General features: G+C 60.7%; 23 protein-coding genes. 11 read left to right on the top strand and 12 right to left on the bottom strand.

From position 1 onward, the window contains the following. Positions 1-35 precede the first annotated feature (35 nt). Positions 36-1,007 carry an ATP-grasp domain-containing protein gene (locus ACFQL3_RS07970; RefSeq protein WP_377053041.1) on the top strand — a complete coding sequence of 324 codons (972 nt, stop codon included), beginning with the start codon at positions 36-38 and terminating at the stop codon, positions 1,005-1,007. Positions 1,008-1,039: 32 nt separating this feature from the next. On the opposite strand, the gene ACFQL3_RS07965 is transcribed toward ACFQL3_RS07970, so the two are convergent. The 5 genes from ACFQL3_RS07965 to ACFQL3_RS07945 form a co-directional block, all read right to left on the bottom strand. After that, on the bottom strand, positions 1,040-1,891 hold the full coding sequence (locus ACFQL3_RS07965; RefSeq protein WP_377053039.1) for a polysaccharide lyase: 852 nt from the start codon (positions 1,889-1,891) through the stop codon (positions 1,040-1,042). Positions 1,892-2,707: 816 nt separating this feature from the next. Next, the gene (locus ACFQL3_RS07960; protein WP_377053037.1) at positions 2,708-3,121 is read right to left on the bottom strand and encodes a hypothetical protein; all 414 of its coding nucleotides are present in this window, start codon (positions 3,119-3,121) and stop codon (positions 2,708-2,710) included. Between the two features lie 63 nt (positions 3,122-3,184). Further along, positions 3,185-3,436 (bottom strand): FAD-dependent oxidoreductase, encoded by a 252-nt coding sequence (locus tag ACFQL3_RS07955; RefSeq protein ID WP_377053035.1) that lies wholly within the window; start codon positions 3,434-3,436, stop codon positions 3,185-3,187. A gap of 80 nt (positions 3,437-3,516) precedes the next feature. After that, complete coding sequence (locus tag ACFQL3_RS07950) at positions 3,517-4,155, bottom strand: IS6 family transposase (RefSeq protein ID WP_377053033.1); 639 nt, start codon at positions 4,153-4,155, stop codon at positions 3,517-3,519. 161 nt (positions 4,156-4,316) lie between these two features. Beyond that, on the bottom strand, positions 4,317-4,499 hold the full coding sequence (locus tag ACFQL3_RS07945; protein WP_377053031.1) for an FAD-dependent oxidoreductase: 183 nt from the start codon (positions 4,497-4,499) through the stop codon (positions 4,317-4,319). 350 nt (positions 4,500-4,849) lie between these two features. Here ACFQL3_RS07945 and ACFQL3_RS07940 point away from each other — a divergent pair, with 350 nt between their 5' ends. Continuing rightward, positions 4,850-4,996: a hypothetical protein gene (locus ACFQL3_RS07940; RefSeq protein ID WP_377053029.1), complete on the top strand. Its 147-nt coding sequence runs from the start codon at positions 4,850-4,852 to the stop codon at positions 4,994-4,996. A gap of 748 nt (positions 4,997-5,744) precedes the next feature. Here the strand turns inward: ACFQL3_RS07940 and ACFQL3_RS07935 are convergent. From ACFQL3_RS07935 to ACFQL3_RS07925, 3 genes are all read right to left on the bottom strand, one after another. Continuing rightward, positions 5,745-7,004 carry an ABC transporter permease gene (locus ACFQL3_RS07935; RefSeq protein ID WP_377053027.1) on the bottom strand — a complete coding sequence of 420 codons (1,260 nt, stop codon included), beginning with the start codon at positions 7,002-7,004 and terminating at the stop codon, positions 5,745-5,747. Further along, positions 7,004-7,762 (bottom strand): ABC transporter ATP-binding protein, encoded by a 759-nt coding sequence (locus ACFQL3_RS07930; protein ID WP_377053025.1) that lies wholly within the window; start codon positions 7,760-7,762, stop codon positions 7,004-7,006. Before ACFQL3_RS07930 ends, ACFQL3_RS07935 begins: the two co-directional genes overlap by 1 nt. A gap of 170 nt (positions 7,763-7,932) precedes the next feature. Next, positions 7,933-8,562 carry a class I SAM-dependent methyltransferase gene (locus ACFQL3_RS07925; RefSeq protein WP_377053023.1) on the bottom strand — a complete coding sequence of 210 codons (630 nt, stop codon included), beginning with the start codon at positions 8,560-8,562 and terminating at the stop codon, positions 7,933-7,935. Positions 8,563-8,652: 90 nt separating this feature from the next. On the opposite strand from ACFQL3_RS07925, the gene ACFQL3_RS07920 reads away from it, so the two are divergent. Continuing rightward, positions 8,653-9,354: a proteasome subunit beta gene (locus ACFQL3_RS07920; RefSeq protein WP_377053021.1), complete on the top strand. Its 702-nt coding sequence runs from the start codon at positions 8,653-8,655 to the stop codon at positions 9,352-9,354. Between the two features lie 49 nt (positions 9,355-9,403). On the opposite strand, the gene ACFQL3_RS07915 is transcribed toward ACFQL3_RS07920, so the two are convergent. Then, complete coding sequence (locus ACFQL3_RS07915; RefSeq protein WP_377053019.1) at positions 9,404-10,135, bottom strand: ZIP family metal transporter; 732 nt, start codon at positions 10,133-10,135, stop codon at positions 9,404-9,406. 340 nt (positions 10,136-10,475) lie between these two features. Between ACFQL3_RS07915 and ACFQL3_RS07910 the strand changes: the two genes are divergently transcribed. From ACFQL3_RS07910 to ACFQL3_RS07895, 4 genes are read left to right on the top strand one after another with little or no spacing between them, the layout of a single operon-like run. Then, positions 10,476-11,489, top strand: coding sequence for a thiamine pyrophosphate-dependent dehydrogenase E1 component subunit alpha (locus ACFQL3_RS07910; protein WP_377057062.1), 1,014 nt, complete (start codon positions 10,476-10,478; stop codon positions 11,487-11,489). Then, on the top strand, positions 11,489-12,514 hold the full coding sequence (locus ACFQL3_RS07905; RefSeq protein ID WP_377053017.1) for an alpha-ketoacid dehydrogenase subunit beta: 1,026 nt from the start codon (positions 11,489-11,491) through the stop codon (positions 12,512-12,514). The genes ACFQL3_RS07910 and ACFQL3_RS07905 overlap by 1 nt, the downstream gene beginning before the upstream one ends. Next, the gene (locus ACFQL3_RS07900) at positions 12,515-12,778 is read left to right on the top strand and encodes a lipoyl domain-containing protein (protein WP_377053015.1); all 264 of its coding nucleotides are present in this window, start codon (positions 12,515-12,517) and stop codon (positions 12,776-12,778) included. Positions 12,779-12,784: 6 nt separating this feature from the next. Beyond that, positions 12,785-13,507: a 2-oxo acid dehydrogenase subunit E2 gene (locus tag ACFQL3_RS07895; RefSeq protein ID WP_377053014.1), complete on the top strand. Its 723-nt coding sequence runs from the start codon at positions 12,785-12,787 to the stop codon at positions 13,505-13,507. A gap of 60 nt (positions 13,508-13,567) precedes the next feature. Here the strand turns inward: ACFQL3_RS07895 and ACFQL3_RS07890 are convergent, their stop codons facing one another. Next, positions 13,568-14,059 (bottom strand): universal stress protein, encoded by a 492-nt coding sequence (locus ACFQL3_RS07890; RefSeq protein WP_377053012.1) that lies wholly within the window; start codon positions 14,057-14,059, stop codon positions 13,568-13,570. A gap of 68 nt (positions 14,060-14,127) precedes the next feature. Continuing rightward, a complete protein-coding gene (locus tag ACFQL3_RS07885) occupies positions 14,128-14,994 on the bottom strand; it encodes a universal stress protein (protein ID WP_377053010.1) in 867 nt (288 codons plus the stop codon). 111 nt (positions 14,995-15,105) lie between these two features. Here ACFQL3_RS07885 and ACFQL3_RS07880 point away from each other — a divergent pair, with 111 nt between their 5' ends. Continuing rightward, positions 15,106-15,726 (top strand): SagB/ThcOx family dehydrogenase, encoded by a 621-nt coding sequence (locus tag ACFQL3_RS07880; RefSeq protein ID WP_377053008.1) that lies wholly within the window; start codon positions 15,106-15,108, stop codon positions 15,724-15,726. Between the two features lie 94 nt (positions 15,727-15,820). On the opposite strand, the gene fabG is transcribed toward ACFQL3_RS07880, so the two are convergent. Continuing rightward, entirely contained in the window at positions 15,821-16,591 is a 771-nt protein-coding gene (fabG, locus tag ACFQL3_RS07875) for a 3-oxoacyl-ACP reductase FabG (RefSeq protein ID WP_377053006.1), read from the bottom strand. 178 nt (positions 16,592-16,769) lie between these two features. On the opposite strand from fabG, the gene ACFQL3_RS07870 reads away from it, so the two are divergent. From ACFQL3_RS07870 to ACFQL3_RS07860, 3 genes are all read left to right on the top strand, one after another. Further along, a complete protein-coding gene (locus ACFQL3_RS07870) occupies positions 16,770-17,651 on the top strand; it encodes a coenzyme F420-0:L-glutamate ligase (RefSeq protein ID WP_377053004.1) in 882 nt (293 codons plus the stop codon). A gap of 77 nt (positions 17,652-17,728) precedes the next feature. Further along, on the top strand, positions 17,729-19,207 hold the full coding sequence (locus tag ACFQL3_RS07865; protein ID WP_377053002.1) for an AMP phosphorylase: 1,479 nt from the start codon (positions 17,729-17,731) through the stop codon (positions 19,205-19,207). A gap of 98 nt (positions 19,208-19,305) precedes the next feature. Further along, positions 19,306-19,506, top strand: coding sequence for a DUF2196 domain-containing protein (locus tag ACFQL3_RS07860; RefSeq protein WP_377053000.1), 201 nt, complete (start codon positions 19,306-19,308; stop codon positions 19,504-19,506). The last annotated feature ends 14 nt before the right edge of the window (positions 19,507-19,520 follow it).

Raw genomic sequence — 19,520 nt, 5'->3', positions numbered from 1 at the left:
TATTAGATAAGTGTCACAACTGGCAAACGAACTACATGGCGACAGTACTCGTGACCGGCGTCGGCGGCGCAAGCGGCGTTGGGGCGGTGAAATCGCTGCTGGCCAGGACGGATCACAAGGTGATCGGTATCGACGCGAACCCCGCAGCTGCGGGAATTCGCCTGGCAGACGCGGGGGCACCCGTCCCGCTGGCGACCGACGACGACTGGCCAGCTGCGGTGGCCGCGGTCGTCGATCGGTTCGGTGTAGACGTGTTGGTCCCAACCGTCGACGAGGAGTTAGCCGAACTCACACGCCTCCGGGCGGCGCTGCCATCCGAGACACCAATAGTCGCCCCCCGGCAGCCCGTTATCGACGCCGCCCTAGACAAATACGAGATGCACCAGTGGCTGGCCGACGCGGGCGATGACCTGCCCGCGACTTGGCTCGCCTCCGAGGCGGAGCGTATCGACGAAGAAGTGTACCCGCTCATCGTGAAGCCTCGACGCGGGCGCGGAAGCCGGGGTGTCCAGCGTGTCGACGACAAGTCTAGCCTCCACGACCACCTGGCGCGGACCGAGAGGAACCCAGAGGACCTCTTGGTGCAAGCATACCTTGACGGCCCCGAGTTCACGACTAGCGTGGTCGGAACGAGAGACGGCCGCCTGCTCGGCGTCGTCCCCAAGGAAGCAATCGAGAAGGACGGCTCGACGGTGCTCGGCGTGACGCGTCGCGCGCCCGCTGTTGCGGACTCGTGTCGCAGCATCTTCGATACGCTAGACCCGAAGGGGCCGGTGAACGTCCAGCAGGTGCTGGACGCCGAGGGAATCCCCAAAACTATCGAGGTTAATCCCCGGTTCTCGTCGACCTCGTGTCTGACTGTCGCGGCTGACGTCAATGAGTTTGACCTCCTCGTTAGGGACGCGCTCCACGAGACGGTAGCGCCTGTCGACAGGTACGTCGCCGACCGTTATATGATCCGGTACGACGACCATATCTTCGCAGACGACCTCAACCTCGGAAAGTAACTCGTGACGGGTGAGGGTGTTCGCGACGCCCGTCATGTCGGCTTGTCAAGTGACGAGGACTCCGGCGGCCCGGTCCTGATCTCGAGATCCCCGAAGTACATCGCGTTGTCCACTGGGGATGGCCACTGGCCACCAAAGTAGACCGTGTTCACGAACTCCTCGATACGGATGTCCTCGGCCTCGGCCCCACGGAAGAGCAACCCGTCTCGGTCGAGCGCCAGCTTACCGTTAACCCAGCCGCGGAGTATACCGTCGTGGTTACCGAGAGTGTTCATCTGGACGAATTGGTCAATGCGGTGCCACTCACCGAGCGTGAGACCGCGATTCCATCGTAGGTAGGTGCCGTACGGGTAGGTTGGGCTGTAGTTCATTTCGCCGTGATAGACGTAGTGTGCGAGCCCAATATCTGTATCAAGGTACGCCGCCTTCGGACGGATAAAGCTCATCCGCGCCGACCAGCCGTCCGAGCCGTCACAGGGGCCGAGGTCACCAGCGCCACAGTTCCCATACGTTCCCTGGAACCCAGGTAGCTTCCCACCACCGGAGTGCGACGCGGCGAACTCGAAGTCCTTCGGGACGTACAGCCAGTAAGTGGCGGACGCGGCTTCGGGTTCCTCGCTGAAGTGGTCCGCAAACCAGAAGCGCATCCGCATCCCACGGTGCTGCCCCTCCGGAATAGGAACTTCGAGCGCCGAGCCGTTGTGCGAGGGGGAGTTCGTGAGGAGGTCCCTACTTCGTTCCTCCTCATAGTCAAAGACCTCGCGGTACGCCAGGGAATCGTAAGAGATATATGCCTGATTGTCACCGACGGTAGTCTCCTTGGGCTGGTCAGTGGTTGCCGGCGCGTCCTCGCTACTGTTGTTCGTACAGCCCGTGAGTGCCACGGCTCCGGTCAAGATCAGTCCTAGATATTGCCGCCGGTGCATCCACGTGTACTACCGTCGCAGATAATATTAGTATAAATATCTTATGCACGGTAGCGGGCGAAAGGGGTTGGCTTACTGGCTGCAGACGTGCATTAAGCTGTTCTGCGATCAACAGGAGTCGGCCCTAACCGGTCTTTCCGTCGACACTCTTCCAATGGCTATTGTTGAAACAATTCGCCACAATAGAATTGAACCGAAGCAGCCTGTCGGGTGCCCAACCAGAGGATTCTATTCTCGCTTGATTCATAACAATAACAAGCCTGCTTAACCTCAAAAATATGTTATATAAATACGTTCTTATCTATATCCACTTCCAAGCCCAGGGCTAATTGCAGGTTCACTCTACCTCAGATCGCTCGCTTACGCACTCGGTTGTGGAATCAGGAAGCGCTGGACGACATGGAATGCGTACGTTGTTGGTAAGGCCAGCGCAATATACGTCTATATGATTTTCGAGTCTCACTTTCTCGGTGGCCTGGGCGTTTCGTCGGTTTTCCTTGGCCTGTTCGTCGGCCTTATACTTCTGTAGATTCGGACGGATCAGAACCAGAAATAAAAGCGGTTTCGGCACGCGATGCACTCGCAACCAGCCGGGCTGGACGGGTTCTCAGGTGGATCCAAACGAAAGGTCACAGTGGGGCCGATTCGCCACCCCACACACGGAGAAAGAACTGAATCTCAAGCCATCGGCTATCGGTTGCATATGGTGCCTCTGAGCTGAAGTCGAAGTTCGACATGGTGATTCCAAACAAAGAAGAAGCACATCGTCCGGATTCACGTCATCATCCTCATCCGGTGGCATAATGACTCGAACCGATCTGTGAGTTCACTTGCAAGATACTCGCCAAAGGGAAGCGACGACGTCAATCCCGGCGACACAGCATTGAGTACGTGAATGGAACAAGGGCCGTGTTCGAAGAGTAGATCCTTGATCAGTGTCCCGTCGTTAGGGAACTTGTTCAGTTCGGTAATACCCACGCTAATCATCTTTGGGGACGCGAACAACTTCCAGAATCCCTCGAATCCAAGCGTATCGAGGAGTTCAGATATATCAAATGGTGTGTTTTCGTATGCCTCACGGTCGAATGCGAGGACGGCGTTCGGACCGATAATCACTTTATCATCGGTCCGCCGGGTGTAGTGGACGCCCAGGAAGGGCAGGTCAGGATCGGGCCTTGGACAGATCATCGATCGTACCAGGTGGCGTTGCTCCGGGACCAGTTCGTAGTACTCGTCACGAAACGGAACGATCTAATACTCGGTTCCGACATCCATCTGATGGGCGAGTTCGTCTGCGTTGAGGGCTGCAGTATTGACCAGATACGAACTCGTGATCGTTCCGTTTGATGTCTGAATACGATGGCTATGATCGCCAGTACGGATCGCCTCAACCTCGTAGCCGGTGAAAAAATCCACGCCCATGTTCTCTGCATCTCCAGCAAGCGAGTAGACGTATTTCTGTGAGTCAACCGATGCAGCCTCCGGACAGTAGAGAGCAGTCACTCCAACAGCAACTGTTCCTGCTCTCGAATCGCGCCCTGGTCCTCGAGGAGTTCGGTTTTAACCCCGTTCTCGGGGCGGTGTTAACTTAGCCATTGATTCCACCAGACGGCGTGAGCTTGTAGCCATGATTCTGCGGTATCTGGATCAACGTGGCTGAAGCAGTTTGAAAACGAAGATGTTCGTCGTTCTACCTCACGAAAGACACGTTCGACGGCGTTTCGAAAGCCGTGTTGCTGGACGCGGTAGCTGAGATTTTCTCGTCGAAGGCCGGCGATGAGGTCATCTGCGTCATCGACGAGAAACACGGCGTCTGTGACGGCGTGTTTCTCGGTCAATTCAGTGAGAAACTCTCGTGCAATCGGCACCGTATACGTTGGGAACAGTCGTGAATGGAGAATTTTGTTGGATTCAGGATCAACCGCGGTGTACAGCCAGTATTGCTCGTCGTTGATCCGGATCGATTTTTGATCGACCGCAACTCGATCCAGATTCTCACCGCCGCTCGGCTGTAAATCCGCTTTTTGAACCCAGTTGTGAACCGCAGTGCGACTGCGTTTGACACCCGACTCCTCACGTAACACAACTGTATTCGAGAGTGATAGGCCCGCAAGATGGTGGCGAATACCCTTTTTAATGAGCTGCGGGGGTGTCCTCTCACGCTGCACAAACTCCAAGTCGATCCAGTCTGTAGATTCGTTGAGGCGGTCGGTTTCGGCCATGAACATCCGAATCTTCGACCGCCTCGTTCCTAACTTAACACGACCGTTCTCGGTGGCCTGAACCTGAAGTTCAGTGTGACGGTGTCGTTCTTCCTGATCGGTTGCGATTACTACGACACCGAGTTCATCGAGAGGGAGAATGTTGGCCCTGCATTACTCTTTCATTCGTCGAGTGCCCTCGGTTGCAAACCGGCTTTCAGTGACCCGGGTGGATAATTAAATCCGGGATGTAAGACCCCGGAGTTCCGACCGCTCTGGTGCTCGGCGAGGTGGTGCTCCTTCTCAATGACACAGATATCGAGAGACGAGTCCCTCGCCAGGTGGTACGCGACCGAACACCCCACGCAGCCACCCCCGACAATAGCAATGTCTTAGGTCTCCATATCTTAGAAGTAGATACTGTCTCCTTGAGTATTATGCACGAGTGAAATACTGAGGCTGTGCCTGACAAAGACGGGGGCACTCTCGCAGGTAATTAGTGCTTCGCTGTTTCGCTCGGCTGCTCATCAGTGAGAACGGTAAGGGTACGGAGACGCGCTCTCCCCTGACGAACCTTCTATCAACTCTTCATGCCGGGAAGAAACGGTAAATGTCATACTCACTCCGAAGCCACCTCCGTCGTTGAGCGCCTGTCCGGATGGCGGTCTCGTCGTCGTCGATGATTCATAATCGGTTCTCAGCCCCGCAAGAGAGTGTGGACAGACAGTTCGGATATGATCTAGGAGAAAAACTGGCAGTCGGAGCGAGCGACGAGCACAGAAAGGCGGAAAAGCAGGGAATCGCCTCCCACTGGTGGCTCGAAACTCTCGGCTCCGAAGCGGGAGACGTCAAAACTTCATAATCGGCTTGTAATGGCGAGTAAGCGTCTGTAGCGCCAGTATGGGACGCTCCGTCGTCGAGCAACCCAGCCCGGCAGATCATACGTCATACTCGACGAAAACGGAGGATAGACCGGATCTACCCGCTGGCTAACTGTGATACAGACGAGTGCCTCATGTCTTCTGACAGCCATCTCACGCCCGCAGAGGAGAAACCGATAGACGGAACCCGATTATGAAGCAGTCAACTGTGTGTTCGACGTCGACGCTCAAATCGTTGATTGTGGATACCGGGACCACAGACTGTCCACCCGCTCTGGAGGCCACTCTATCTCTTCTTGCCCTTGTGTGATTTCGTTCCTAGATCGGGGATCGTAGCTAACTTCTACACAGTACCGGACGTGAGAGCAGTATGATCGGTCCGTTACGACGTCTGAGCCACCTAGAGACTCGAAGGAGAACGCTCTGTATCGATCAGCAGCTATGTAAACGACCGTGGATTGGTCGGCTCGACTGGTACGTCCCCTACACAGAAACTACACGTAGTTAGTACAGCCACAAAAGAGGGTGAACACGAACTGAGCGAAACTGTTAGCTAGTGGCCGATCAGTACGTCGAACTGGCCGAACGCGACAGGTGACGAACAAATGTGAATACGCCAGCCGATCTCGACGCAGCGAGTGAATGGCTTGCGACACTGATCGACGTCAACAGGGAAACTTCATCGACAACGTGGTCCCGTTTCAGAGCCGATGAACTGGAATCTGCAGTTCACTCGTATCGAAGCGCCTCGATCGGATCAGTTCGCGCACCGTCCCACGCCGGATAGAGACCGGCGACCACACCGACGACGATACCGACGACTACCGCGATAACGGCCCATTCCAGTGGGAACGTAAACGGAAGATCCAGAACCCGTGTGACTGCATACCCGCCGAGTATCCCTACCAGAATTCCCACGACCGACCCGATCAGTCCGAGAATGACTGCCTCGACCAGAAATAGCTGGAGGATATCCCGATTCTGGAAGCCGACGGCTTTCATGATGCCGATCTCACGAGTCCGTTCAGTCACACTGACCAGCATGATGTTGGCAATACCGATCGCACCGACGACGAGTGAGATGACCGCGATACCGGTGATGAATCCCGTGAACGTGTTCAAAACGTTCTGGATCTGTTCGACGAACTGCTCGTTCGTTTGCACGGACGTCTCGTACGACGACGGGAGGAGTTCGCTTGCATCGGACTCGGACTCGAGATAGCCTCTGACTCTCTCGGCGACTGCGTCGACCTGGTCGAAATCCGTCGCGATAACTGTCAACCGCGAGTAGACCCGCTGGCGCTCGCCCGTAGATGGACTCGTAAGTTGAGATTGCGCAAAGGGATCGGTTGGTCCGTACACCTGTGGTCGACCGATGCCACCGGGTTGAAATCCCCCGCCATCAGTCGACGTCGCTTTGAGGACGCCCACGACCGCGGCGTCCACAGTCTCTCCGCTGCTGTACGTTATCGCAATCGTGTCTCCAACCGAGACATTTGTATCGAAGACCGTCGCCGCCGCGTCGTTGAGAACCACTTCGCGTTGACCGAGCGCAAAGGTTCCACCCTCAGAGAAGTTCTGGGTCCCCGTCGCTTCGAAGTAGTTCGGCGTGGTTGTGGTCATCGACCTGAGTCCGATGGTCTGGTTTTGAAACGTAACCCCTGATAGCGAAACGGTCCCCTCAGGAACGACTGATTCGACCCCTTCGAGGCGCTGAATCTCCTGAATATCGTGTTCGGTGAAGACCGCCTGACCGCTCTCTACGCCCGGACCACCCTGACCGTCTACTTGCTGGGCCGAGACGGCCATCGCAGGCGACTGTCCGGCGGCGACGTCACCGATGATCGCACCTTCCAGGCTGGCGCCGAGCATGACGAAGGTGATGACTGCACCGACGCCGATGACGACCCCGAGAGTGGTCAACGTCGAGCGGAGGCGATGACCACGGATCGACCGCCAGGCCATCCGAAAGCTTTCGAAGACCTCCATCAGTCTCCCTCCCCACTGTCAACTGTCGGCCGCCGTGGTGTCTCTATCCGTTCGATACGCTCCAGTTCGCCATCGAGGAGGTGGAGTATTCTGTCAGCATGTTCGGCGATTCGGCGCTCGTGGGTGACCACCAATAGAGTGTTCCCGGCGGCGTGGAGTTCGGCGAAGAGATTCATGATGGTTGCTCCCGTATCGGTATCGACGTTGCCTGTCGGTTCGTCGGCCAGAAGCAGTGTGGGGTCGTTGACGAGTGCCCGGGCGATGGCAACCCGCTGACGCTGGCCACCGGACAACTCGTTTGGCAAGTGATCGACCCGATCAGCCAGGCCGACCCGGCCCAGTAGCGACTGTGCACGCTCGACCCGCCGGTCACGAGACACGTTCCGAGCGACCATCGGCAAGGCAACGTTCTGCAGGGCGGTGAGCCGGGGCATCAGGTTGAACGTCTGAAAAACGAAACCGATCTCCTCTCCGCGTAGCCGTGTTCGCTCGCGGTCGGAGAGGCTTGTCACGTCCTGACTGTTCACGACGACAGTTCCTTCGGTCGGCGTATCAAGACACCCGATGAGGTTCATCAGGGTACTCTTCCCGGAGCCACTCGGCCCCATAACCGCCGTGTAGGAGCCACGTGGTAGTTCGAAGGTCACGTCATCAAGGGCATGCACGGGTTGACCGACGTAGTACGTCTTCACCACTTGCTGGACGGAAACTGCCGTATCTGAGTGACTGTCCGTCTCGGCAACGGTAGAATCGGTCATCTCCTGGCCCCACCTCCGCTTGGCGGGCGGCTAATGGGAGTTACCAACGCTAGCTGCAGCATACGAAAAGCTACGGCGAATTCACGGATATATGATTGTGGTGGGGTACAGTGATCGGCCAGACAAGGAGCAGATTACAACTTATCTGGGTTATTCGGCGCCTCTCGCCACTAGCGGCTGGCTTTGATACCGACGAAGGAACCGTCGCCGTATCCGTCTTCGATCGGTTCGGGATCGTCTATCTCATCGAGCCACTGATAGATCGTCTGGACGAACTCGAACTCACTGAAGCCGGCGGCTTCGAGTGAGTCGAGGAGGTCATCCGTCGAGACGAACGTCGCCTCCCTGTAGAACGGGTTCTGTTCTTTGTTCTCCTGGTAGATCCGGCCGACCGGACTGTCTTTGTCGATGTAGCCGATCACGAGTTGGCCCGACGCCGAGAGGATCCGGTCGGCTTCGGCCAGCGTTCGGGGAATATCGTCGACGAAGCAGATCGTCGTCACGATCAGCGCAGTGTCGAACGTGGCGTCCCGGACGGGGAGCTGTTCAGCGACGCCTCTGGCCACGTCGACTCCCCGCTTGCGGGCCCGTTCGAGCATCGCCTCGGCCGGGTCGATCCCGACGTCGATGCCAAGTGGGGCGGCGAAGCGTCCGCTCCCGACACCGATCTCGATGCCGCGGCCGGTCGCCGGGACGAGCCGATCCAGCGCAGCCAGTTCGGACTGGTAGGCGTCCTCGTGCTTCTCGAACCAACCCTCGTATCGTTCAGTGTGGGTCTCGAACGGCGCTGATTTCGGCATAGTCGGATATAGATTCCCCGGCACTACCAATGTATCCTTCTACTCCAGTTCCGAGAAAGCTTGTTACGAACCTGTTCCGTAGGCACCCATATGGCTGAGTCACGGGATGAGAACGATGGGTCTGCTATCGACGAGATGGATCGACCTCGCACGATCCACCGAGGGTCGTTCGACCCGGTTCGGATAGCCGATGGTGGGACCGCGTCGGGCGGTACGCTCCTCGGGATTACGACGGGAGATGGTGTACTCATGGCAGCAGATACACGCACGAGTCGGGGCACGGTCACGAGCAGTGAGGACGTCCAGAAGATGAGTCAGGTCCATCCGACCGCTGTACTGGGATCGACCGGGGACCTCGGAGAACTGCAATCGTTCGTCCGGACGATCAGAGCCGAAGCCGACCGCTACGAGACCGAACACGACGAACCGATGGACAGTGCAACGCTCAGCACCGTGACGGCAAGGGAGCTTCGAGAACACGCCGTATCCGATATAACCGTTCTCCTCGGGGGCGTCGATGACGGTTCGCACGTGTTCACCATCGGTCGGGACGAAGGCGTCGTCGAGGAGACGTATGCTGCCGTGGGAAGCGGTCGGGAGGCCGCCTATGGAATTCTCGACGCCGAAGTTCCACAGTCGCCGTCGCTGTCGGAAGCCCGACTGATTGCGGGTCGTGCCATCGAAAGCGCCATCGAGCGAGATGTCCAGACCGGGGTCGGGGTTCACGTCGCCGAAATCTCGCAGAGGGGTGTCGATATCGACCGATACGACTCCGTCGACGAATTTCGGTAGGGCATCCGACGGCTCAATCGGTTGGTCGTGTCGCCGTCAACAGTCCGTATCACACCGTCCGCGAGAACACGATGAACAACGCCAGCCCGACGCCGGCCAGAAATGCAAGCACCGAATGTGCTTTTTCGTACGACCGCGCCTCGGGAAGCAGATGGGCGGCGGAGACGTAGATCAGCACACCCGAGACGAAGCCGAGCAGGAGTCCGAGACGGTGTGCTTCCAGGCCGCTCACCAGCGGATAGGCGACGAAGGCCCCAAACGGCGTCGTCAGTGACGCGATGAAAAACGCGTATATCGCCGCGGTTCGCTCGCTGACGTTCCCTTTCAGCAAGACCAGGTACGTGATCACCCCCTCGGCGAACTCGTGGACCACCAATCCCGTTCCTGCAAGGACGCCAGTCAGGAGGGAGATGTTGAACGTAACCGTGTAGACGACGCCGTCTACGAGCGAGTGGATCCCGATGCCCTCCGCGGCCGTCACCCCGAACGCGAGGGTCGCCTCTCCGGTCCGGCGCTGGATCAGTTCGTTGGAGAGGTACATGAAGAGAAAGCCAGCCAGGGCGGTGAATCCCGCGTCAGCGGTGCTTCCGATCGCGTTCGGTAGCGCGTGAATCAGCGGCGTCGTGAGCAGGATTCCCGCGGCAAAGCACATGAGAAAGGGAAGCGTCTGTTCCGCCCGCTCCCGGTGTTGCAAGATTGCGATGATGCCTGCCCCGTTCACGACTGCGGCGACGATGGCAAACACCGCGATCCAGTAGAACTCCTCCTGAAACGCTAGCATGACCGATGTTTCGTCACCAACGGGAGATGCGCACTGTTGCTCCTGGCCACGAGAGGATGCCTCCTGCGCGGCGAGCTGTACCGCTCTGGTTGCGTCATACTGAGAACTATGCAGTCAGATGGTAAAACCACTGCTCGTCCGACTGTAGGGGCGGCTAGCTGACGGTGTTTCGGCCGGTATGGTCGTGTGGCCGTTTCTGATCTGTTGGAACCACCGTTTGTGCTTGCCCCCAGTTATCTCCCGGAAGTAACCTCCCGGCAACGAACCCGCACGTAGTTATTATGTCCGTTACGATGAGACCAGTATTGTAATGGTTGTTAACACACCGCGGTTGAAAGAGATGTACGAGGACATGGTGACGGCCAGGTATTACGAAGAGCGACTCCAGGAGGAGTACCTGGAGGGAAAGCAACCGGCCTTTGACATCTCGGCAGGACCGATCCCGGGCGAACTGCATCTCGCCGCCGGTCACGAGGCGTCCGGCGCGGGCGTCTGTCAACACCTGCGCGACGACGACACGGTGACTGCTCCCCACCGACCGCACCATATCGCCATCGCGAAAGGCGTCGATCTGAAGCCGATGACCGCCGAGATATTCGGCCGTGAATCGGGACTCGGGAAGGGCAAGGGCGGCCACATGCACCTGTTCGACCCGGACGTCAACTTCGCGTGTAGCGGCATCATCGCCGAGGGGTGCCCGCCTGCCGTGGGTGCCGGCCTCGCAGCCAAAAAGCGCAACGAGGACAGCGTTGCCGTTGCGTTCCTGGGCGAGGGCGCTATTGACCAGGGCGCTTTTCTGGAATCGTTGAACCTCGCGGCCGTCCAGAACCTGCCGGTCGTGTTCGTCGTCGAGGACAACGACTGGGCGATCAGCATGCCCAAAGATCGGATCACCGACGTCCGGGAGGGCTCCGACCGTGCAGGCGGGTTCGAGATGCCCGGCGTCCGCGTCGACCAGGACGACGCCATCGCTATCTACGACGCCGCGAGAGAGGCGATCGGTCGGGCACGAGACCGCAACGGACCGACGCTCATCGAGGTACAGGTACATCGGCGGATGGGCCACTTCATGGGCGATCCGCAGACCTACCGATCCGAAGCGGACCAGGAAGCCGCCGAAGAGCGGGACTCGATCGAGCGCCTCGCCGAGGATCTCCGAGCGGACGGCGTGGCGGACGAGACGCTCGAGGAGATCCGGACGGCTGCCCACGAGCGCGTCGACGAGGCGATCGAGTGGGCGAAAGACCAGCCAAAGCCGGACCCGGAAGAGGCACACGACGACGTGTTCGTGAACCCGCCGGCCGGCGTGACAGAGACCGAACCGGACTTCGAACTCACAGGAGGTGACGACTGATGGCACAACAGGAACCACAACGAACGATCGAGCGAGAACTGACGATGAGCCGTGCGATGGTCGAAGCGATCGGCCACGAGATGCGCGAGAACGACGACGTGTTCTACATGGGCGAGGACGTCGCCGATTACGGCGGCATCTTCGACAGCACCGAGGGCCTGCTCGACGAGTTCGGCTACGATCGGATCATGGACGTCCCGATCAGCGAGACGGCGTATCTCGGCGCGGCAGTCGGTGCCGCACAGTCGGGAATGCGCCCGATTGCGGAGCTAATGTTCGTCGACTTCTTCGGCGTCGCGATGGACCAGATCTACAACCAGATGGCGAAAAACACCTACATGAGCGGCGGGTCAGTGAACGTCCCGATGGTGCTCACGACTGCTGTCGGCGGGACCTACAACGACGCCGCCCAGCACTCCCAGACGCTCTATGGCACCTTCGCGCATCTCCCGGGTATGAAAGTCGTCGTCCCGTCGACCGCCTACGACGCGAAGGGACTCATGCATAACGCCATCCGCGACGACGACCCGGTCGTCTACATGTTCCACAAGCGCCTGATGGGCATCGGCTGGATGCCAGCCCCGACCGGGCCGAAAACGCCGGTTCCAGAGGACGACTACACCATCCCGTTCGGCAGCGCCGACGTCAAACGCGAGGGCTCGGACGTGACAGTCGTTACCCTCGGCCTGCACGTCCACCGCGCCCTCGAAGCGGCGGAGTCGCTCGCCGAGGACGGGATCAGCGCGGAGGTGGTTGACCTCCGAACGCTCGTCCCGCTGGACACGGAGACGGTCGTCGACTCGGTCCGGAAAACAGGGAGTCTGGTCGTCGTCGACGAGGATTACCGCTCGTTCGGCGTGACCGGCGAAATCGTCGCCAGCGTCGCCGATGAGGCGCTCGACGACCTCGAAAGCGTCGAACGGGTCGCGCTTCCGGACGTCCCGATTCCCTACGCCCGACCCATGGAGGACGAGGTCATCCCGGACGCTGACGACATTAAAACCGCCGTCCAGGATCTTCAATAGATGTCCGAGGCTACCGATGGGGTCGCGGTCACCGCCGACGGCGAGTGGACGGCGGACGTCGACGAAGAGGAGGGCATCGTCGTCAACTGGTTCACCAGCGAGGGGGCCAGTGTGAGCGAGGGCGACACGCTCTGTGAGATCCAGGTCGAAAAGGTGAGTATCGACGTCCTCGCACCCACTGATGGCACGCTGGTCGATATCGCTCGCGGGGAAGACGACGAGTTTACCATCGGCGATACGCTCGCCTGGATCGAGCCGGGGTGAAACGGTGTGAGCGACGACACCGACGGCCCTGCCCCGCGTACGGTTGCAGAGGAGCACTCGCTCGGGCCGATGCGTAGAACCATCGCGAACCGACTGCAGGAGAGCTATCAGAACGCCGTTCACGTGACTGTGAGCCGCGAGGTGGATGCCGAAGCGCTGGTGCGAGCGGCGGACGCCCTCGACGATCCCGTCTCGCTCACCGACGTCTTGCTCAGTGCGCTCTCGGACGCACTGGAGTCCCACCCCGCGTTCAACGGGACGTTCGAGGACGGAACGCACCGGCGCTACGAGGAGCACAACGTCGGCGTCGCCGTCGATATCGACGCCGGCCTCGTCACGCCGGTGATCGCGGATGTCGGCTCGAAGTCACCGGGCGAGATAGCCGCCGAGCGCCGTCGCCTGACGGAGCTCGTCCAGCGCGGCGAGTACGACATGAGCGATCTCAGGGGCGGGACGATCACCGTCTCGAACCTTGGCGTCCTCGGCGTCGACTCGTTCACGCCGGTCATCAATCCGCCCGAGGTGGCGATTCTGGGCGTTGGCCGAATCGTCGAGCGGGCGCGTCCGGGCGACAGTGACGATGACGGCGGCGTCGAGTTCCGCCGGCAACTGACACTCGATCTGAGCTTCGACCATCGGGTGGTCGACGGCGCCGACGCCGCCCGCTTCCTCGGGACGCTGGCCGAGCACGTCGAGGACGCCACACAGTACATTGAGACGACCTCTTGAGCGGTCTGCAGGCCTGGCGGCGAGCTGTGGCAGTACCACATCCCTGCATACCCCTGCTCGCTATGACGACTCGTCCTCGTAGAACTCCTCGTGTGGCTCGATTGCGTCGATGTTCGGCGGATCCGCGCGACGAACGACGAACACGTCGTAGACGTCCTCCGCGGCGACGCGGACGCCGACACTCGTCAGCGGCGTGACCACTCGGCCAACGTTGTCGCTCCCCAGAAAGAGGACGCTCGGGTCGTGTTCCATAGCCAGCCGTTCGATATGACCGGCGAGTTCCGCTTCGGGCGGGAACTCCCGGATCCGCTCGTAGTCGAACGATGCCTCGGGGGCTAGCTCCTGGACCTGTTCGTGCAGGGACTCAATGATCTCGTCCGGGTCGTAGGACTGGCCCGGGTCGATCCAGCCCTTCTCCCGACCGTAGCGTTTCCGTTCGGGGACGACCGTTACAGCGACCACGTCCTCGTCGAGGACGCGCGCGTACTCGACTGCCCTTGTGAGTGCGGCTTCGGCGAGGTCTGAGCCGTCGAACGGGACGACGAATGCCATGTCTAGTACGAGGAGGTATCGAGCAATAACTCCAAGGGGCGATACGGTCTCGCCCAGCGATCGACCGACTAGTCGACGGTCAGAACTGGCATCGACGAACGACGCACGACGCGGGCCGTCGTACTCCCCATGAGGCGGCCCGAACCGACCGCTCGTCCGCGAGTGCCCATCGCTATGAGGTCCGCATCGACGCCCGAGGCGTACTCGAGCAGTTCCTCACTGGGGACGCCACGCAGAATGTCCGTCCCGGCGTCGAGGCCCCGTTCGCGCGCCATCGCGGCTACCTCGTCCGTCGCGGTCCGTCCGCCCTCTTTGAGCATCCCGATGATGCTTCTGGGCGCGTCTTCCAGGTCGAACGTCGTCGGATCGATGACGTAGACGACGTGCACGTCGGCATCGTATTTCTCGGCGACGTCGAGTGCGGTCTCTGCGGCCCGTTCGGCCGCGTCGCTCCCATCGGTCGGGATGACGATTCGGTCGTAGGTCACGTCCTCGACGGGGTCGTCGGTCAGTCGAACCGATAGCACTGGGATCTCGGACCGCATGAGGACGCGTTCGGTGGTGCTGCCGAGACGGACTCGGTCTGCCCCGGTCCTCCCGTGTGTTCCCATCACGACGAGGTCGATGTCGTGCTCGTCGACGTAGTCGAGAATTGCTCTGTACGGGGTTCCCTCGCGTACCGACCGGGCGGCGTCGAGTCCGTGCTGTTCGGCCTCTTCGGCGATCCTGATCGTCGCTTCCCGTCCCCGCCGCTCGGACGACTCGTGAAGTTCGGACGGGTCCTCACCGGAGAGTCCGACCGGTTCGCCCCCCATCTCGACGACGTAGAGCGTGTGGACGGCCGCACCGTACGCCTGGGCCAGTTCGGTCGCGTGCTCGATCGTCACCTCGGCGCCCGGACTACCGTCCGTCGGAACGAGCATGGTTCTGAACATATGGACTGATTCGACGCGTGTCCTCATCAATACCGGCGGTAGTCGGGGCGCGAAGCTATCAGAACTCAGAACTGTCGGTAGTATTTTTTCTCCGAGGGTAGGACATCCGGTATGGCTCAGATCGAACTCCCCGGACCCGATACCGACGGGCAAACGAGCGTCGAACGAGCGATTGCATCCAGAGAGAGTCGTCGGGCATTCGCCGAGTCTCCGGTCGGGATGGAAGACGTAGCGCAACTGCTCTGGGCTGTACAGGGGATCACGCATCGCACCGACGGCGTCCAGATGCGGGCGGCACCGAGTGCTGGCGCGACGTACCCACTCACGACGTTTCTGGAAGTCGCTCCGGGCGGTTGTGAGGACCTCGAACAGGGCGTCTACCAGTACGATCCGATCGGCCACGCTCTCGATGTCAGCGGGACCGCACCGGTACACGAGGAACTCACGCGGGCGGCGGGAGACCAGGAAGTGATAGCAGAGGCTCCGACGACTATCGTACTGACCGGGAACTACGACCGCACGCGGCGGCAGTATCCGGAGCACGGCGATCGGTACGTCCACATGGAGGCCGGTCACGCCGCCGAGAACGTTCATCTCGTCTGCGAGTTGCGCGATCTGAATAGCTGCCCAGTCGGGGCGTTTGCCGACGCCGAGGTGGCGGAGGTGCTGGACCTGCCGGATCGGCTGGATCCGCTCTACTTGCTGCCGTTCGGTAAGCCGTTGCCTGCCTGACGCAGCGCTCTCTATCGCCCCCGGCCAAGCTAGTACCGGGGTGGTGGGAAGATGAACACCTGTTGGCCGTCTCGTGACTCCCTCCGGCTGATCATCACTCGCCGATCTCTTCGATGGCGAGTTGGGATTCCGGAAGCGTCTGTCCGCCGTCGACGACGAGGCTTGCGCCGGTGACGTAGCCTGCTTCCTCGGAGGCGAGGTACGCGACCGCGTGACCGATGTCTTCGGGGGTGCCGAGTTCACCCTTCGGGATCGACGCTCGCATCCGGTCCAGATACTCCTCGCCGAGGTCGTCGAGGCCCCCGGTGCGGATGTTGCCGGGTAGCACGGCGTTGATCGTGATGTCCTGGTCTGCCACCTCCATCGCCGCGGTCCGCATGAACCCCGTAATCGCCGCTTTGCTGGCGGCGTAGTGGGTCCAGCCAGGGTAGCCGACCATCGGTCCGGTGATCGAGGAGGTGAGGACGATCCGACCGTAGTCCTGCGACCGCATCGCGGGAAGACACGCCTGGACCGAGAGGAAGATACCCTTCGCGTTGACGTCCAGGACCTCGTCCCAGTCGTCCACCGTCATCTCGTCGAGGTCGGCAGACGGGAAGATACCGGCGTTGGCACACAGCACGTCGATCCGGCCGTACTCGTCGACGACCATTGCTGCGAGCGCCTCCGTCTCCGCCGGATCGGTCACGTCGACGCCGACAGCCATCGACTCCCCCGGAAGTTCGTCGGCCGCCGCCTGCGCTTTGCTCTTGTCCACGTCGGCCAGTGCGACCGTCGCACCCTTTTCAGCGAGTACCTCGCCGATTCCCTTCCCGATACCGCGCGCACCGCCAGTGACGACTGCTATCGAGTTCTCTACAGTCATAGTTCGCTCCGTGAGAGGCTACGATGGACGCGACCGTAATTGTGCCACGTAGTCGACAGGCATTCAGGCCAACCGAGGGTGTCACTGTCGCCTCCGGGGTGGGTCTTCGTGCCGTTCGCTCATAGTTACCAGGCAACAATCGCCCGGATATACGTATCTTCTCGTTGGCACACTACATATGAGTGAGATGACCTACTACGGGATCGATATCGGACTGCTGGAGGGTGGCGAGGACCTTGTCGACCTGATACTCGGAGCGACCGGCGAGAGCGATGTCCCGTCGCTGGAGGACGACGACGTCCTCGTCGTCTCGTCGAAAGTCGTCTCGCTCGCGGAGGAACTGCTGGTCGATCTGGATAGCCTGACCGTCTCACCCCCAGCCAGACGGGTCGCCGATGTGACAGGGGTCGATCCGCGCGAGGCGGAACTCGTGTTGCGGGAATCGACGCTCCTCGGCGCGGTTCCGGTCTCTAAAATCGGCACCGAACTCCTCGAATCGGCGGCAGTGAGTTCCGACGCGGCCGAAGACGCCCTCGAAGCACTGCCGTCGCTGCTCGTGACACTGTGGAACGGACGGCTCTGCACGAACGCCGGGATTGACCTCTCGAACTCGCCCGACAGAATGGCGACGCTCCTGCCGCCCGACCCGAACGCGAGCGCCCGCCGGATTCGCGAGGAGATCCGGGATCGAACAGGCACGGACGTGGCAATCGTGCTTGCAGATTCGGAGGTCAGCCACCACGGCGGCAGTGTGGACGTCGCAATCGGTTGTGCCGGAATCGAGCCAGTGGACAGTAACTTCGGCGCGACCGACCTCTTCGGCAACCCGAAACTCGGCGGCGTCGATCTGATCGCCGACGAACTCGCCGCCGGCGCAGCACTACTCTCTGGACAGGCGGCCGAGCGAACACCGGTCGTCCTCGTCCGCGGTGTCGACTACGAAGCGGGCGACGGGATCGAGAGCGACGCCGAACTGGTTCGCCAGGGGCTCTGGCCGTCAGTCAAACAGAGCGTGCAGGTCAACATCGTCGAACGAGTGCCGATACCGTCCCGTCGGTGAATCGCAGGCTACTGACCTCGGCCAGCGGACGGATTCTCCCCCATCGGTATCTCTGTGCGGACACCGTAGATGGACACATGCAACTCGAAGCCGACACCGTCGACCTCGGCACGACTCGCCCGATTGTCCTGCTGAATAACGGCGACGCGGACGAACTGGGTGCCCATCCACTCGACCGCGTCCGGATCGAACACGCAGACGGGGCGACGACAGGAATCGTCAAGCGAACCGACAAGCTAGTCGAACCGGGAACCATCGGCGTCACCGAACCAATCGATCACGTTCGGGGCCCCGTCGGCGTGCGCCTCGCCGGAACGCCCCAGTCGGTCCGGTACGTCCGGAAGAAACTGGACGATATCGAACTCGAGGCGCGCGAACTCGATACGATCGTTCGGGACATCCACGAGAACCGGCTTTCCGATATCGAACTCAGTGCGTACGTCTCGGCCGTGTACACGAACGGGCTCTCGCTCGAAGAGACCAAAAACCTGACCCAGGCGATGAGCGACGTGGGACAACGGCTGACGTGGGACGCCCCCGTAGTAGCGGACAAACACTCCATCGGCGGCGTGGCCGGTAACTGCGTGACGCCGATCATCGTCTCGATCGTCACGGAAGCGGGGCTGACGATGCCAAAAACGTCCTCTCGTGCGGTCACCTCGCCGGCGGGAACCGCGGACGTCATGGAGGTGTTCTGTGACGTCGAGTTCACGACCGACGAGATCGAATCGATCGTCGACGAGACGAACGGCTGTCTCGTCTGGGGCGGTGGCGTGGACCTCTCGCCCGTCGACGACAGGATCATCCGCGCTGAGAACCCGCTGTCGATGGATCCGCCGGGACAGGTTATCGCATCAGTGCTCTCGAAAAAGCGCAGTGCAGGCTCGACACACGTCGTGATCGACATTCCCTACGGGGAGGGCGCGAAAGTCGAGAACCTCGCCGAAGCACGCGAACTCGCGGACGATTTCAAGGGCGTCGGTACGCATCTGGATATTGATGTCACCTGTGCGATCACCCACGGGACTGATCCGATCGGCCGCGGCGTCGGGCCCGTCCTCGAAGCCAGGGACGTCCTCGCAGTCCTGGAAGGGGATGGCCCGGAGTCGCTCCGACTGAAATCACTTCGGCTTGCGGAGATGCTGCTCGATCACTGTGGCGTCGACGCGTCGGCGACCGACATCCTCGAATCCGGTCGGGCACTGGAGCGGGTCCGTCGGATCCTCGAAGCCCAAAACGGCGATCCAGAGATCACCTCGGACGACCTCAGCCCCGGCACCGAATCGACGATCATCAGGTCGGAGCGATCCGGCTTCACGACGCGCGTCGACAACCGACAGCTCTGCGACCTCGCGCGACGGGCGGGTGCCCCCCTCGACAGTCGAGCGGGACTGGTTATCCATCGGTCGGTCGGCGATGCGGTCGAGGCTGACGATCCGCTGTATACGATCTACGCCGAGCAGTCATCGAAACTCGACGAGGCGCAGACGCTGGCCGACCGCCTCGAACCCGTTCGGGTACGGAGCAAGGCCGACGCGCTCGTCGAGCGGCGATAACCCCGTCGCTGGAGTGACAGACACAGCAGCAAAGAGGTGTGGCCCTCGATTTCTGGTGATACCCTCCCTCTATGATGGGCCGTCTCGTATGTTCGAACATGTCTGCAGACCTTCCGACCCGGAACGAACTCATGACGGGAATGACCGTGGAGGTCGAACAGGAGAACGGCGACCGCATCATCGGGGAGGTCGGTCCCATCCTCTCCGACGAACGAACCCATCCCGAGGGGATACTCGTCAAACTCAAATCCGGCGTCCGCGGACGCGTCAAGCGGATCGGGCCGGATGTGGGCCAATGACGCTCCTCGTCCTC

The sequence above is a fragment of the Natronoarchaeum sp. GCM10025321 genome (assembly GCF_042663585.1).
GTDB lineage: Archaea > Halobacteriota > Halobacteria > Halobacteriales > Natronoarchaeaceae > Natranaeroarchaeum.
This window is presented reverse-complemented; position numbering and strand designations above follow the sequence as displayed.

What these genes read in the sequence shown, in the direction of transcription:
- ACFQL3_RS07970 (WP_377053041.1), top strand. Translation starts at nt 36, where the DNA reads ATGGCGACAGTACTCGTGACCGGCGTCGGCGGCGCAAGCGGCGTTGGG.
- ACFQL3_RS07960 (WP_377053037.1), bottom strand. Translation starts at nt 3,121, where the DNA reads ATGATCTGTCCAAGGCCCGATCCTGACCTGCCCTTCCTGGGCGTCCAC.
- ACFQL3_RS07950 (WP_377053033.1), bottom strand. Translation starts at nt 4,155, where the DNA reads ATGGCCGAAACCGACCGCCTCAACGAATCTACAGACTGGATCGACTTG.
- ACFQL3_RS07935 (WP_377053027.1), bottom strand. Translation starts at nt 7,004, where the DNA reads ATGGAGGTCTTCGAAAGCTTTCGGATGGCCTGGCGGTCGATCCGTGGT.
- ACFQL3_RS07930 (WP_377053025.1), bottom strand. Translation starts at nt 7,762, where the DNA reads ATGACCGATTCTACCGTTGCCGAGACGGACAGTCACTCAGATACGGCA.
- ACFQL3_RS07925 (WP_377053023.1), bottom strand. Translation starts at nt 8,562, where the DNA reads ATGCCGAAATCAGCGCCGTTCGAGACCCACACTGAACGATACGAGGGT.
- ACFQL3_RS07920 (WP_377053021.1), top strand. Translation starts at nt 8,653, where the DNA reads ATGGCTGAGTCACGGGATGAGAACGATGGGTCTGCTATCGACGAGATG.
- ACFQL3_RS07915 (WP_377053019.1), bottom strand. Translation starts at nt 10,135, where the DNA reads ATGCTAGCGTTTCAGGAGGAGTTCTACTGGATCGCGGTGTTTGCCATC.
- ACFQL3_RS07910 (WP_377057062.1), top strand. Translation starts at nt 10,476, where the DNA reads ATGTACGAGGACATGGTGACGGCCAGGTATTACGAAGAGCGACTCCAG.
- ACFQL3_RS07905 (WP_377053017.1), top strand. Translation starts at nt 11,489, where the DNA reads ATGGCACAACAGGAACCACAACGAACGATCGAGCGAGAACTGACGATG.
- ACFQL3_RS07900 (WP_377053015.1), top strand. Translation starts at nt 12,515, where the DNA reads ATGTCCGAGGCTACCGATGGGGTCGCGGTCACCGCCGACGGCGAGTGG.
- ACFQL3_RS07890 (WP_377053012.1), bottom strand. Translation starts at nt 14,059, where the DNA reads ATGGCATTCGTCGTCCCGTTCGACGGCTCAGACCTCGCCGAAGCCGCA.
- ACFQL3_RS07885 (WP_377053010.1), bottom strand. Translation starts at nt 14,994, where the DNA reads ATGTTCAGAACCATGCTCGTTCCGACGGACGGTAGTCCGGGCGCCGAG.
- ACFQL3_RS07880 (WP_377053008.1), top strand. Translation starts at nt 15,106, where the DNA reads ATGGCTCAGATCGAACTCCCCGGACCCGATACCGACGGGCAAACGAGC.
- fabG (WP_377053006.1), bottom strand. Translation starts at nt 16,591, where the DNA reads ATGACTGTAGAGAACTCGATAGCAGTCGTCACTGGCGGTGCGCGCGGT.
- ACFQL3_RS07870 (WP_377053004.1), top strand. Translation starts at nt 16,770, where the DNA reads ATGAGTGAGATGACCTACTACGGGATCGATATCGGACTGCTGGAGGGT.
- ACFQL3_RS07865 (WP_377053002.1), top strand. Translation starts at nt 17,729, where the DNA reads ATGCAACTCGAAGCCGACACCGTCGACCTCGGCACGACTCGCCCGATT.
- ACFQL3_RS07860 (WP_377053000.1), top strand. Translation starts at nt 19,306, where the DNA reads ATGTCTGCAGACCTTCCGACCCGGAACGAACTCATGACGGGAATGACC.